The following is a 12,440-nucleotide window of genomic DNA, read 5'->3' as shown; positions in this document are numbered from 1 at the left end:
GCGTCCGCACCCAGGCCGTCACCCTGCCGCCAGGCTGGGCCAACGAGCCCTTCGAGCGCCCCGGCCAACCCGGCCTGACGGAAGATCAGAAAAAAGCGCTGCAGCAGGAGCGCAACCAGCACGCGGTGGAACTGCGCAGCTGGTGGCTGAACGAGATGCGCGACACGCCCTCGCCGCTGACCGAAAAGATGACCCTGTTCTGGCACAACCACTTCGTGTCCGCGCTGGACAAGGTGCGCTCGCCGCAGATGATGTACCAGCAGAACCTGCTGCTGCGCCACTACGCGCTGGGCGATTTCGGCCAACTGCTGCACGCGGTGGCGCGCGATCCGGCGATGATGCGCTATCTCGACACCGCCAATAACCGCAAAGACCAGCCCAACGAGAACTTCGCGCGCGAAGTGATGGAGCTGTTCACACTGGGCGAAGGCCATTACAGCGAGCAGGACATCCGCGAGGCGGCGCGCGCTTTCACCGGCTGGGGGCTGGACCGCGACGACCAGTTCATCGTCCGGCCGCGGCTGCGCGACGCCGGCGAGAAAACGATCTTCGGCCAACGCGGCAACTTCGACGGCGACGACGTGATAGACCTGCTGCTGCAACAGCCGCAAACCGCCGTCTTCATCACCAACAAGCTGTGGCGCAATTTTGTATCGCCCATGCCTGACGCGGCCATGATCAACAAGCTGGCGGCTGACTTTCGCCGCGACCACTACCAGATCAAGCCCCTGATGCGCGCGCTGCTGTTGACGCCGCAATTCTGGCGCAGCCAGGGCCTGCTGGTGAAATCGCCGGTGGAGCTGACCGTGGGCACCCTGGTGACTTTCGATCTCAATCCGCCGGACTGGCGGGTGATCGCCGGCCTCAATCGCCAGCTGGGCCAGGACGTGTTCGCGCCGCCCAACGTCAAGGGCTGGCCGGGCGGCGAGGCCTGGATCAACAGCGCCACCCTGCTCACCCGCAAGCAGTTCCTGGATCGCATCGCCCATGACGCCGCCCCGTCGCGCGACGCCTATGTCCAAGCAGACGGCAGCATGAACGAAATGGCCGGCCGCGAGGCGCGCATCAACCGCTTCGTCGCCAAGGGCGTCGCCTCGATGAAGCTGCAGCCGGACGAATGGGCCGCCATCTACGGCGCCCGCAACGCGGCCGACGCCGCGCGCCTGCTGCTGGCCGTGCCGCCAGCCAATCCCCTGCCGCCGGACGCCAGCGGCGCCAAGGCCATCGCCCAGCTGCTGCTGGACCCTGCCTACCAGGTGGAATGAGGAGCCCGCCATGTTCAAGAGACGAGAATTCCTGAAAGCCGCCGGCGCGGGCCTGATGCTGTCCATCCTGCCCAATCTGTCGTGGGCGCTGGCCCCGGCCGGCTACAAACGTTTGTTGGTTTTGATCGAACTGAAGGGCGGCAACGACGGCCTCAACACCGTCGTCCCCTATGGCAGCGCCGACTACTATCGGCTGCGCCCCGGCATCGCCATCGCCCGCGAGCAGGTTTTGCAGATCAATGGCGACATCGGCCTGCACCCCGCCCTCGCCCCCTTGATGCCCTTGTGGCAGGACAAACAGCTGGCGCTGCTGCAAGGCGTGGGCTATCCAGAGCCCAATCTGTCCCATTTCCGCTCCATCGAAATCTGGGACACCGCCTCGGCCAGCCAGCAGTTCCTGACCGAGGGCTGGCTGACGCGGCTGTTCCGCGAGCAGCCGACGCCGAAGCATTTCGCCGCCGACGGCGTGGTGCTGTCCAGCCAGGTGCTGGGGCCGCTGGACGGCGGCGCGCGCGCGGTGGTGCTGTCCAACCCGCAGGATTTCGCGCGCCAGGCCAAGCTGGTGGCGGACCAGCCGCCCGGCCACGCCGGCTCGGCGCTGCAGCACATCCTGAAAGTGGAAGGCGACATTCGCCAGGCCGCCGCCAGCCTGGCGCCGCTGCCGCGCACCGCCGCCAGCGAGGCGCCCACCGCCGGCCCCAAGCCCAAGGGCGGCTTCGGCGTCGCGGTGCGCACGCTGACCGACACCCTGGCCCGCGGCGTGGACATCGCCGTCGCCCGCATCACGCTGACCGGCTTCGATACCCACGGCAACCAGCAGCCAGTGCAGGCGCGGCTGCTGGAAGAACTGGCCGACGGGCTGGCGCAGCTGAAAACCGAGATGACGCGGCTGGGCCGCTGGGACGACACGCTGGCGCTGACTTACGCCGAGTTCGGCCGCCGGCCGCGCGAAAACGGCAACCGCGGCACCGACCACGGCACCGCCAATGTCCACTTCGCGCTGGGCGGCCGCGTCAACGGCGGGCTGTACGGCCAGACGCCGCAGTTGGCCGGCGTCAGCGAGGGCAATCTGCCGCACGCGATAGACTTCCGCCAGGTCTACGCCACGGCGATGGAAGACTGGTGGGGCAAGGACAGCCGCAATGTGCTGGGCGGGCGCTTCGAAACGCTGCCCCTGCTGCGCGCCTGAGGCTCAGGGATCGGGATAGGCGATGTTGAAGCGGCTGCGGTAGAGCCTGCCCACCGTGCCGTCGCGTTTCATGTCGCGCAGCGCGTCGGCGAAAGCCTGGCACAAGCCGGGAGACACGCTGCGCTTGCTGAACACGTAAAAGGCTCCCCCCACTCGCCATACCGGCGACAGGGCCGCGATCGCCGGTTGCTGCGGCAAGCGGGCCAGCTCATTCGGCACCGTATCCAGCGTAGCCAACAGCAAGTCTATCCTGCCCAATTGCAACTTGCGCAGCCCGTTCTCCAGCGTTTCGCCGGTATCGACGCGCACGGTGGGCGGCGGCTTTCGCAGCCAGCCATCCACGCTCTCGCCATAGCTGTCGCCGCGCGTCACGCCTAGCCTGACCAAGCCCAGCCGGCCCAGGTCTTCCAGCCTCTCCACCGGCCACTGCGCCAGATGATCGCGCCTGACCCATAGCTGCACCAGCGAAATGCTGTAACCGGGCACATAACAGGCGTACGCCTCCCGCTCCCGCGTTTTCAGCGCCTGCATCGCGGCATCCACCTTGCCCAGCCGCAGATCCTGCAGCGCGCGCGACCAGGGCATTTGGCGATACGCCACGCGACAGCCCAGCCGCGCGGCAGCCTGGTTCAGCAGCTCCACCGAGTAGCCTGCAGGCTGGCCATCGCGGCCCAGGTAGTGATACGGCGGCCGCTCTTCCCAGCCTACGCTCAAGGGCCTGTCGCATAAACTGCCGGCCCAGGCCGGCGCGGCGAGCGCGCACAGGCCGATAAACCGTTTGAAACGCACGTATCCTCCTTTTTCATCCAAACGGCAAGCGCCCTGCTGCTCGCCTAGAATGTACGCTAGAATCGTACTATTCCCGATCAATTCCAACCAAGAAACTCGCACAGAGCGCTCAGCCGATGACCGCAAGCAATCAAACCAAGAACAATGGGCAAGCTCCGGCGGCACCGGAAGAGATTCCGCTGCCGCCCCCTGAGACCGAAGGCTCGCTGGCCAATCAGGCCATCCCGCTCGGCGAGACGATATTGACCATCCATGCCGGCGAGCATCCCATCTACGGCATCATGCAACGCAGCCGCGCCGTCACCGCGCAGTCCGACTACTACCGGCTGCAGTTCCGCGGTTACGCCCGCTCCGACGGCACGCGCTGGCTGCCCATGGAAGGCGACGACAGCCGCTTCCACGCCCAATACAACCTGGCCTGGGTGCGGGTAGACCGCCCCAGCAAAACCGTGACCTTCGGCCCCAAGAACGGCGTGCAGTGCAGCCCAGGCCTGGAGGGCACCGGCCTCGACACCTATTTGTTCGGCAACGCCATCGCCTGGGCCAAGGGCGTCTGCCCGGACTTCGCCATCGCGCCGGGCCTGCTCACCCTGGGCCAGGCCTCGGACGAAGTACGCACCCAGACGCACGCCTTCTACGCCAGCCAGGCCTTCCAGTTCGAATGGCAGGACCCGGCTCAGCGCAACGCGCTGTATTTCAAGGACAAGGTCAGCAAGCTGCTGGGCGTGTGGAACAAAGAGGCGATACGCGAGTTTGGCGGCGAGGAAATGCTGCAGATGCTGGCCGGCCAGGACGAGGCCAGAATGGCGCTGCAGTACAAGCTGGATCTGGCGGAAAACGCCCAGGACAGCATGCGGCGCGCGCTGCAGAAGGAAAAAAGCACCTCGCTGATCCTGACCGGCGTCTTGATTCTGGCCGCCCTCATCGGCGTCTGGGCCGTGCTTTAGGCCGCACGGCCGCTCATTCCGCCGCCGCGGATGCCGAAACGCGCGCGCCCCGCCGCTCTCCCTAAAATGAAGCGCCGGCGCGCGCGGCCTGGTCGTACACGCCGGCCAGCATGCGCATCAGCTGCGCGATGTCGCCTATCGCCGGATTGCCGACGCCGCCGTCGCTGAGCGTGGGCATCAGGCACTGCTCGCGCACCTGGCGGTAGCGCTCGCACAAGTCCTTGCCGCCCGCCGTGGTGGAAAACAGCACTTCCTTGCCGCTCTTCTCGCTTTTCACGTAGCCCATCTTCACCAGCTTCTTCAGGGCGTAGGACACCACGTGGGTGTCTTCCATATTCAGCACGAAACAGATGTCGGCCAGCTTCTTCTGCCGGCCGCGGTGATTGACGTGATGCACCAGCAACACCTCGGTCGCGGTCATGTCCTTTTCCCCTGCGGCGGCCATGCAGCGCACCATCCAGCGGTGGAAGGCATTGTTGACCACAGTCAGGCTGAACTCGAATTCCGACAGCTCGGGGCTGCGTTCGGAAACCAGGTGCTGCGAAGATACGATTTTCGGCAAAGCCATAGTCATCAGATTCCTCCCCCATCGCGACAAGCGCTGTTCATCGTCATTTACAACAGCAAATTGACGAGAAATTATTCACATTGCAGCATTACGTTCAATTAGACTGCAATTCATATAATATTCCTAAATCATATCCAATCCAACGCCATGTCAGCCACCGCCTCACCCCTTATACACTGGCTGGGCGCCCAGGCCTTGATCCTGGAGCTGCCGCCTCCCATCACGCTGGACCAGCAGCGCCGCATCTGGCGGCTGGCCGAGCAGTTGCGCCTCCTCGAAGAAATCCGCGAAGTCGTGCCCGGCATGAACAATCTGACGCTGGAGCTGCGCCCCGGCGCCAAGACATCCGGCTGGCCCGCCCGCCTGCGCAAGCTGTGGCAACACGCGGACCCGCTTGAGTCCGCCGGCCGCGTGGTGGAAATCCCCGTGCGCTACGGCGGCGAGGATGGACCGGATCTGCAAGACGTGGCGCGCCATTGCGGCCTCACGCCGCGGCAAGTCATCGCCCGCCACGCGGCCGTCGACTACACCGTATTTTTCCTGGGCTTTCAGCCCGGCTTCGCCTACCTGGGCGGGCTGGACCCGCTGCTGGCCACCCCGCGCCGCGCCACGCCGCGCCAGCAAGTGCCGGCTGGCGCCGTGGCGATAGGCGGCGGCCAGACCGGCATTTACCCCGCGGCCACCCCCGGCGGCTGGCAGATCATAGGCCGCAGCGAGCTGGTGCTGTTCGATCCGGCCCGGCAGCCGCCCAGCGCGCTGCAGCCGGGCGACACCATCCGTTTCATCGCCACGGAGGCCGCATGATGCTGGAAGCGATCAAAGCCGGTCCCCTGACCACGGTGCAAGACCTGGGCCGCTTCGGCGCGCGCCACCTCGGCGTGGGCCGCGCCGGCGCGATGGACACGCTGGCGCTCTCCGTGGCCAACCGGCTGGTGGGCAACGACGCCGGCGCGGCCGCGCTGGAAATCACGCTGCCGCCCGCCAGTTTCCGCCTGCTGCGCGACGGCATGCTGGCGCTGGCCGGCGCCGACTGCCAGGCCCTGCTCGACGAGCAGCCGGTATGGCCGGGCTGGCGCACGCCGTTCCGCGCCGGCCAGGTATTGCGCCTGCATGCGCCGCGGCTGGGCATGCGCGCCTATCTGGCGCTGGACGGCGGCATCGCGCTGCCGCCCATCATGGACTCCCGCAGCACGGACCTGCTGGCCGGCTTCGGCGGTCTGGACGGCCGCGCGCTGCGCGACGGCGACCGCCTGCCGCTGGGCGAACCTCGCCCGCCCAAACCGCGGCGCGGCGTGTGGCTGCCGCGGCCGGGCAATCAGATTCGCGTCCATCCCGGCCCGGAGTACGCCCTGCTGACCAAGTCTTCGCGCGAGCGGCTATGGAACGCGCCATGGCAAATCACGCCCAGCAGCAACCGCATGGGCTACCGCCTGTCCGGCCCCAAGCTGCAACTGGCCGACGCCCTGGAAATGCCTTCTCACGGCGCCTTGCCCGGCCTGATCCAGTTGCCGCCGGACGGCCAGCCCATCGCGCTGATGGCGGACGCCCAGGCCACCGGCGGCTATCCGCGCATAGGCATGGTGGCGGCCGCCGACTTGTGGCAGCTGGGCCAAGGCCGCCTGGGCGGCCAGCTGCATTTCGTCGAGGCCAGCCTGGAAGGTGCCCGCCAGGCCGACCAGCAACTGCAACGGTATTTGAACAGGATAGAGAGGCTGCTCGATGAGGATTGATCTGAACGCCGATCTGGGTGAAGGCTGCGGCCACGACGCCGAACTGCTGGACTGGGTCAGCTCCGCCAATATCGCCTGCGGCTGGCACGCCGGCGACGCCGACACCATGCGGCAAGTTGTCCGCATGGCCATAGAGAAAGGCGTCGCCATCGGCGCGCACCCCGGCTACCCGGACCGCGAGCGCTTCGGCCGCCGCGAAATGCAACTGCCCATGGATTCCATCCGCGCCGGCCTGCTGTACCAACTGGGCGCGCTGGACGCCATCGTCCGCGCCGAAGGCGGCGCGCTGGCCCATGTCAAACCGCACGGCGCGCTGTACAACCAGGCCGCCCGCGAGCCTGAGCTGGCGCAAACGCTGGCCCGCGCCATCCGCGACTTCAACCCGCGGCTGCGCGTCATGGGCCTGGCCGGCAGCCTGTTCATCGAGGCCTGCCGCGCCGAAGGGCTGCCCGTGCGGCAGGAGGGCTTCGCCGACCGAGGCTACCGCCCCGACGGCAGCCTGGTGCCGCGCGGCCAGGCCGGCGACCTGCTGGACGACGATTCGGCCATGCTGGCCCAGGTGGAGCGCATGGTGCGCCATCGCAGCGTCATCGCCGTCGGCGGCGACGTCGTGCCGCTGGATATCGACACCATCTGCCTGCATGGCGACGGCCCGCACGCGGTGAGCTTCGCCATCCTGCTGCGCCGGCGCCTGGAACACGCGGGCGTCGCCATCCGGGCCGATTAACCGCCATTCGCGCCAGCCCGGCGGCCAGACCGCGCGGCGCATCCCTCAAGACAAAGGAGAAACCATGGATCAAGCAGTCAATCTTTGGCCGCTGCTAGGCATCGCGGTGGTTGTCGCCGGCTTCCTGCTGCGCTTCAACTCGCTGCTGGTGGTATGCGCCGCCGGCATCGTCACCGGCCTGGCCGCCGGCATCAAACCGATGCCCCTGCTGGCCGAATTCGGCCACGGCTTCATGAAAACGCGCAACCTGACCATGATCGTGCTCTTGGTGCTGCCGGTGGTGGGCCTGATGGAACGGCACGGCCTGCGCGAACAGGCGCGCGAGCTGGTGCGCAAGATACGCAAGGCCACCGTGGGCCGACTGTTGGTGGTCTATCTGTTTGCGCGCGAAATCTCGGCCGCGCTGGGCTTGACCGGTCTGGGCGGCCACCCGCAGATGGTGCGTCCCATCCTGGCGCCGATGACTGAGGGCGCCTGGGAGCAGGGCCACGGCGAACCCTCCCCCGAGCAGCGGCAGAAGCTGCGCGCCATGTGCGCCGCCACCGATAATGTCGGCCTGTTCTTCGGCGAGGACATCTTCGTCGCCTTCGGCGCGGTGATCCTGATGCACACCTTCCTGCAGGAAAACGGCATCCCCACCGAGCCGCTGCACATCGCGCTATGGGGCATTCCCACCGCGCTGTTCGCCTTCCTGATCCACAGCGCGCGCCTCATGCGGCTGGAGCGCAATTTGCTGCGCCACGGCCGGCCCGCCGCCAGGCTGAAGGGAGAAAACGCATGATTCTGCATATCGAATACTTGTACTGGATCGCAGGCGTGGTGCTGCTGGCCGTGGCGGCCTTCACCGCGGCGGACCGCGCCCATCCGCGCCGCTTCGGCAGCTCGGGGTTTTGGGGCCTGTTCGGCCTGCTGTTCCTGGCCGGAGACTGGCTGCCGGCGGAGCTGTCCGGCGCCATGGTGCTGGCCATGGTGGCCATCGCCGGCTGCGGCCGGCTGGCGGCTGGCCGGCACGCGCCGCAGGCGGCGGACAAGCTGAAGCGCAGCCTGCAAAGACTGGGCGGCAAGGTGTTTCTGCCCTCCTTGCTGGTGCCCTTGCTGACGGTGCTGCTGAGCGTAGGCGCCAAGGACGTCAGGATAGGCGGCGCGCCCTTGTTCGACCCGAAAAACGCCACCCTGCTGGCGCTCGGCATCGCCTGCCTGGCCGCGCTGGCCGCCGCCTGCTGGCTGGCGCGCGAAACGCCGGCCCAGGGCCTGCGCGAAACGCGCCGCCTGCTGGACTGCATGGGCTGGGCCGTGCTGCTGCCCCAGATGCTGGCGCTGCTGGGGCTGCTGTTCGCGGACGCAGGCGTGGGCAAGGCCGTGTCCCACGTCGCCACGACTTACCTTCCGCTCGACGCCCGCTGGGTGGCCGTGCTGGCCTATGTGCTGGGCATGGCGCTGTTCACCATGATCATGGGCAACGCTTTCGCCGCCTTCCCGGTGATGACCGCCGGCATCGGCATACCGTTTCTGGTGGGCATGCATCATGGCGACGCGGCGGTGATGGCGGCCATAGGCATGTTCTCCGGCTATTGCGGCACGCTGATGACGCCGATGGCGGCCAACTTCAACATCGTGCCCGCCGCCCTGCTGGAGCTGGAAGACAAAAACGCGGTGATCAAGGCCCAGGTCCCCACCGCGCTGGCCTTGCTGGCGGTGAACGCCGTTCTGCTTAACTGGCTGATGTTCCGCTGAGGAGAAACGCATGCAAACCGTGTTGCTGACCGGCTTTGAGCCATTTGGCGGCGAGACCGTCAATCCGTCCTGGGAGGCGGTGAAACTGCTGGACGGCGAAACCATCGCCGGCGCCCGCGTCGTCTCGCGCCGCCTGCCCTGCGTGTTCGGCGCCGCGCTGTCCGAGCTGCGCCATCACCTGGATGGTTTGCGGCCCGACTTGGTCATCGCCGTCGGCCAGGCCGGCGGCCGCCCCGATATCACGGTGGAACGGGTGGCGATCAACGTCGACGACGCCCGCATCGCCGACAATGCCGGCAAGCAGCCGATAGACCAGCCGGTGGCCGCGAACGGGCCGGCCGCCTACTTTTCCACGCTGCCGATCAAGGCCATCGTCGCCGCCCTGCGCGAATCCGACATCCCGGCCTCCGTCTCGCAAACCGCCGGCACCTTCGTCTGCAACCACGTGATGTACGGCCTGCTGCATCACGGCGGCGCGCGCGGCGGTTTCATCCACATCCCTTTCCTGCCGGAACAGGCGGCCGCCCATCCCGGCCAACCCAGCATGCGGCTGGAAGACTGCGTGGCGGCCTTGCGCATCGCGGTAGACGTTGCGCTGACCCAGCGCGAAGACGCGAAAATCGCCGGCGGCGCGACGCACTGAGCCGCCCAATACAAAGCCCGCCTGGCTTGCGCAAGGCGGGCTTGGCTTTGACGTTCTCGCTCACACGTCGTCGGTCTCCGCCCAGCCCTGGCGGTCTCCCTCGTTGATCACCACGTCGGTCGGCGCGAGGTCGCCGGCGCCCCACGGCGCGGCGTCGGCCAACTGCCGGTACAAGGGCGCGAAATCCGGAGCCGTGGCGTCGAACAGCTGCTTGAAGCTGTCGATGACGAAGTAGGTTTTCTGGAAGGTGTCGATGCGGTAGCGCGTATTCATGATGCGCATCAGATCGAAACCGACGCGATTGGGACTGGCGCTGTCCAGGCAGTAGATGGACTCGGACTTGCTGGACACGATGCCGGCGCCGTAGATGCGCATGCCGGCCGGCGTATGGATCAGGCCGAACTCCACCGTGTACCAGTACAGCCGCGCCAGCATCGGCAGCGCGCCCAGCTCCTTGGCCTTGATGCCGCCCTTGCCGTAGGCTTCCAGATAGTCCGCGAACACCGGATTGATCAGCAGCGGCACATGGCCGAACAGATCATGGAACACGTCCGGCTCCTGCAGGTAATCCAGCTGGTGCGGCTCGCGCAGCCACCAGGTCACCGGGAAGCGGCGGTTGGCCAGGTGCTCGAAGAACACGTCGTCCGGGATCAGGCCCGGCACGGCGACGATCTGCCAGCCGGTGGCGGCCATCAGCTTTTCATTGAGCTTGGCGAAGTCCGGCACCCGGTCATGGTCCACTTCCAGATCGCGCATGCCCTGCAAAAACTCCTCGCAGGCGCGGCCCGGCAGCAGCTTACTCTGCCGCGCGTACAGCGTGGCCCAGGTGGCGTGGTCTTCCGCGGTGTAGCGCTCTAGCGGCTGCGGCAGCGTGAAGTCATTGGCGTCGTGGCTTAGCCCGACATTCTTGCGGGTGGTGATGTCTGGCACCACAAAGTCGGCGCGGTCGTTCATGTTCGGGGCTCCGAATTTGGAAGATTTACTCTAGTTTAGCCCCGCGCGGATGCGGGAAGTCCGCAAAATTTGCCTTTAAAAAGTATTTTTTGCATACTTGCCGCATTTATTGTCATAAATTGCTCATTATGCGCAAAATAGACTTAGACCGCTTCGATATGCAGATCCTGCTGCAGCTGCAGCTGGACGCCCGCGCCACCCATCAGAAGCTGGCGCAAGCCATCCCGCTGTCCGCCTCGCAGATCGGCCGCCGCATCCAGCGCATGGAACAGGACGGCGTGATCCAGGGCTATCAGGTGGCGCTCAATCCGGAACATGTCGGCCTGTCGGTGATGGCTTTCGCCAATGTCAGCCTGGAACGCCACAACGAAGCCGCGCTGCAGGACTTCGCCCAATCCATCCACAATCTGCCCGAAGTGCTGGAATGCTACGCCGCCGCCGGCGAAGCCGATTACCTGCTGCGCATCGTGGTGCCGGACCTGCCCTCCCTGTCCGCCTTCGTGATGAACAAATTGATGCAGCTGTCGCTGGTGCGCAGCGTCAAATCCACCATCGTGCTCAACGCGATCAAGCAAACCACCAAGCTGCCGCTGCAGCCGCCGGGCTGACGCCCGTTGCCAGGCCGCGCCATGCGGCCTGACGGCATATGGCCCAAGCGGCGCGCTCCGTTTAAAGGGAGAACGCGCGGCCGCGTCCAGAAACGACATTCAGGCTGGCGGTTGGCGCTGGCGAAAAGATCGCGGGCATGATCTATGAGTCAGCCCGCCCTGGCTGCACCGCCGGGCTGACGCCCGTTCCTTGTGCCTAGGCCGCCCGCCTCTCTCCTTGCCTAACTTGAAGTCGCGCCGGCATGCCGCCGCGCGTGAATTTCTTATACGAAAATCAATATAACGAAGCCATTCAATATTACAGAAAATGGCCGATAAGCAGGCATGGCCCTAGCCGCGCCGCGCTCAGACACCCGCAAGGAGAAGCCCATGCAGACCCCCGCCGCATCATCGTCGCCCGGCACGGACGAAGCCAGCCTCGCCGTCGCCATCCGCCTCCTGTCCCGGCTGCCGGGACCGTTCAACCTGGAACAGATGCGCCTTTTCTTCCATGCGCTGCGCCTCAGCCCGTCGGAACTCGCGCCGTTCCGCCTCTTCGACGAAGACCAGTACCGCCGCAACCGCATCCACCTGAACGAGCATTGCGAGCTGCTGCTCTTATGCTGGCAAGCCGGGCAGCGCAGCAAGATCCACAACCACAAGGGCAGCCTGTGCGGCGTCCGGGTGCTGGAAGGCGTGGCCACGGAAACCGTGTTCGAACGCACCCCAGCCGGCCTGGCCGCCCCGCGCGAAACCCGCGAGCTGGCGGTGGGCAGCCTGGCCATCAACGCCGACACGGACATCCATCAGGTAGCCAATCTGCAAACGAATGGCCGGCCGTTAGTCACACTGCACCTGTACTCCCCGCCGCTCCGGGCGATGGAGGCCTTCAGTCCCGATCCCCGCCCCCGGCTCCTGCCTCGCGAGGAGGACTGTCCGGAGTTTCACATTTGAGCGGCCGCGATGTAGCGCGGGTTGGCCGAAAGCCATACCCGCGCCCCCTGCGGCGCGTGGGCAACACGACTGGTATATTTGAAGAGAAGAAAATCTGCCCGAACATGAACAACGTTGACGCTAACGGGCTGATGCGGCAAGAAGATCGCAGGCATGGCCTCGCAACCAACCCGCGCCATTTGGTGGCAAAAAGGCCTATACCATCCATCGCCCCTGATCGCCCCACGAGTCCGACCATAGCTCGGCTTGGCCGAAGGGGCGCTGTTGCACAAATCCGCCCGTCCCGCAGCTTGGTAAGATAGTGGCATGACCAAGCCCGCTCCAAAACGCTATCGAACGACCAACTGGAACGC

Annotated in this window: 14 protein-coding genes; 11 read left to right on the top strand and 3 right to left on the bottom strand. The window is 66.4% G+C overall.

The window, feature by feature from the left end; genetic code table 11:
* Both C2I19_RS01710 and C2I19_RS01705 read left to right on the top strand, forming a co-directional pair.
* The coding region (locus C2I19_RS01710; RefSeq protein WP_103900998.1) for a DUF1800 domain-containing protein at nucleotides 1-1,265 on the top strand (1,265 nt) is incomplete at its 5' end.
* 10 nt (nucleotides 1,266-1,275) lie between these two features.
* Nucleotides 1,276-2,454: a DUF1501 domain-containing protein gene (locus C2I19_RS01705; RefSeq protein ID WP_103900997.1), complete on the top strand. Its 1,179-nt coding sequence runs from the start codon at nucleotides 1,276-1,278 to the stop codon at nucleotides 2,452-2,454.
* Between the two features lie 3 nt (nucleotides 2,455-2,457).
* Here C2I19_RS01705 and C2I19_RS01700 read toward each other — a convergent pair whose 3' ends face one another.
* Nucleotides 2,458-3,243 carry a substrate-binding periplasmic protein gene (locus tag C2I19_RS01700; protein ID WP_158253608.1) on the bottom strand — a complete coding sequence of 262 codons (786 nt, stop codon included), beginning with the start codon at nucleotides 3,241-3,243 and terminating at the stop codon, nucleotides 2,458-2,460.
* Nucleotides 3,244-3,359: 116 nt separating this feature from the next.
* On the opposite strand from C2I19_RS01700, the gene C2I19_RS01695 reads away from it, so the two are divergent.
* Complete coding sequence (locus C2I19_RS01695) at nucleotides 3,360-4,190, top strand: hypothetical protein (RefSeq protein ID WP_103900996.1); 831 nt, start codon at nucleotides 3,360-3,362, stop codon at nucleotides 4,188-4,190.
* A 61-nt stretch (nucleotides 4,191-4,251) separates the two neighbouring features.
* On the opposite strand, the gene C2I19_RS01690 is transcribed toward C2I19_RS01695, so the two are convergent.
* Nucleotides 4,252-4,764, bottom strand: coding sequence for a winged helix DNA-binding protein (locus tag C2I19_RS01690; RefSeq protein WP_233201063.1), 513 nt, complete (start codon nucleotides 4,762-4,764; stop codon nucleotides 4,252-4,254).
* Nucleotides 4,765-4,905: 141 nt separating this feature from the next.
* On the opposite strand from C2I19_RS01690, the gene pxpB reads away from it, so the two are divergent.
* The 6 genes from pxpB to pcp all read left to right on the top strand — a co-directional run bounded on the left by pxpB (nucleotide 4,906) and on the right by pcp (nucleotide 9,592).
* Nucleotides 4,906-5,562 carry a 5-oxoprolinase subunit PxpB gene (gene pxpB, locus C2I19_RS01685; protein ID WP_103900994.1) on the top strand — a complete coding sequence of 219 codons (657 nt, stop codon included), beginning with the start codon at nucleotides 4,906-4,908 and terminating at the stop codon, nucleotides 5,560-5,562.
* On the top strand, nucleotides 5,559-6,488 hold the full coding sequence (locus tag C2I19_RS01680; RefSeq protein WP_233201062.1) for a 5-oxoprolinase subunit C family protein: 930 nt from the start codon (nucleotides 5,559-5,561) through the stop codon (nucleotides 6,486-6,488). The genes pxpB and C2I19_RS01680 overlap by 4 nt, the downstream gene beginning before the upstream one ends.
* Nucleotides 6,478-7,215: a 5-oxoprolinase subunit PxpA gene (gene pxpA, locus C2I19_RS01675; RefSeq protein ID WP_103900993.1), complete on the top strand. Its 738-nt coding sequence runs from the start codon at nucleotides 6,478-6,480 to the stop codon at nucleotides 7,213-7,215. Before C2I19_RS01680 ends, pxpA begins: the two co-directional genes overlap by 11 nt.
* A gap of 64 nt (nucleotides 7,216-7,279) precedes the next feature.
* Nucleotides 7,280-7,996 carry a DUF969 domain-containing protein gene (locus tag C2I19_RS01670; protein ID WP_103900992.1) on the top strand — a complete coding sequence of 239 codons (717 nt, stop codon included), beginning with the start codon at nucleotides 7,280-7,282 and terminating at the stop codon, nucleotides 7,994-7,996.
* A complete protein-coding gene (locus C2I19_RS01665) occupies nucleotides 7,993-8,949 on the top strand; it encodes a DUF979 domain-containing protein (RefSeq protein ID WP_103900991.1) in 957 nt (318 codons plus the stop codon). The genes C2I19_RS01670 and C2I19_RS01665 overlap by 4 nt, the downstream gene beginning before the upstream one ends.
* Before the next feature lie 10 nt (nucleotides 8,950-8,959).
* Nucleotides 8,960-9,592, top strand: coding sequence for a pyroglutamyl-peptidase I (gene pcp, locus C2I19_RS01660; RefSeq protein WP_103900990.1), 633 nt, complete (start codon nucleotides 8,960-8,962; stop codon nucleotides 9,590-9,592).
* A 60-nt stretch (nucleotides 9,593-9,652) separates the two neighbouring features.
* Here the strand turns inward: pcp and phhA are convergent, their stop codons facing one another.
* Nucleotides 9,653-10,546: a phenylalanine 4-monooxygenase gene (gene phhA, locus C2I19_RS01655; protein ID WP_103900989.1), complete on the bottom strand. Its 894-nt coding sequence runs from the start codon at nucleotides 10,544-10,546 to the stop codon at nucleotides 9,653-9,655.
* Between the two features lie 128 nt (nucleotides 10,547-10,674).
* Here phhA and C2I19_RS01650 point away from each other — a divergent pair, with 128 nt between their 5' ends.
* Both C2I19_RS01650 and C2I19_RS01645 read left to right on the top strand, forming a co-directional pair.
* The gene (locus C2I19_RS01650) at nucleotides 10,675-11,154 is read left to right on the top strand and encodes an Lrp/AsnC family transcriptional regulator (protein WP_103900988.1); all 480 of its coding nucleotides are present in this window, start codon (nucleotides 10,675-10,677) and stop codon (nucleotides 11,152-11,154) included.
* Between the two features lie 369 nt (nucleotides 11,155-11,523).
* A complete protein-coding gene (locus C2I19_RS01645; protein WP_158253607.1) occupies nucleotides 11,524-12,087 on the top strand; it encodes a cysteine dioxygenase in 564 nt (187 codons plus the stop codon).
* Nucleotides 12,088-12,440: the final 353 nt, after the last annotated feature.

It is taken from the genome of Chromobacterium alticapitis (assembly GCF_002924365.1).
Classification (GTDB): Bacteria; Pseudomonadota; Gammaproteobacteria; order Burkholderiales; family Chromobacteriaceae; genus Chromobacterium; species Chromobacterium alticapitis.
The sequence above is the reverse complement of the archived record's forward strand: the minus strand, read 5'-3'. Positions and strand labels throughout refer to the sequence as shown.

Excerpts from the sequence above, each read along its gene's own strand:
- pxpB (WP_103900994.1), top strand. The coding sequence starts at position 4,906 with ATGTCAGCCACCGCCTCACCCCTTATACACTGGCTGGGCGCCCAGGCC.
- pxpA (WP_103900993.1), top strand. The coding sequence starts at position 6,478 with ATGAGGATTGATCTGAACGCCGATCTGGGTGAAGGCTGCGGCCACGAC.
- C2I19_RS01670 (WP_103900992.1), top strand. The coding sequence starts at position 7,280 with ATGGATCAAGCAGTCAATCTTTGGCCGCTGCTAGGCATCGCGGTGGTT.
- pcp (WP_103900990.1), top strand. The coding sequence starts at position 8,960 with ATGCAAACCGTGTTGCTGACCGGCTTTGAGCCATTTGGCGGCGAGACC.
- phhA (WP_103900989.1), bottom strand. The coding sequence starts at position 10,546 with ATGAACGACCGCGCCGACTTTGTGGTGCCAGACATCACCACCCGCAAG.
- C2I19_RS01690 (WP_233201063.1), bottom strand. The coding sequence starts at position 4,764 with ATGACTATGGCTTTGCCGAAAATCGTATCTTCGCAGCACCTGGTTTCC.
- C2I19_RS01650 (WP_103900988.1), top strand. The coding sequence starts at position 10,675 with ATGCGCAAAATAGACTTAGACCGCTTCGATATGCAGATCCTGCTGCAG.
- C2I19_RS01705 (WP_103900997.1), top strand. The coding sequence starts at position 1,276 with ATGTTCAAGAGACGAGAATTCCTGAAAGCCGCCGGCGCGGGCCTGATG.
- C2I19_RS01665 (WP_103900991.1), top strand. The coding sequence starts at position 7,993 with ATGATTCTGCATATCGAATACTTGTACTGGATCGCAGGCGTGGTGCTG.
- C2I19_RS01645 (WP_158253607.1), top strand. The coding sequence starts at position 11,524 with ATGCAGACCCCCGCCGCATCATCGTCGCCCGGCACGGACGAAGCCAGC.
- C2I19_RS01695 (WP_103900996.1), top strand. The coding sequence starts at position 3,360 with ATGACCGCAAGCAATCAAACCAAGAACAATGGGCAAGCTCCGGCGGCA.
- C2I19_RS01680 (WP_233201062.1), top strand. The coding sequence starts at position 5,559 with ATGATGCTGGAAGCGATCAAAGCCGGTCCCCTGACCACGGTGCAAGAC.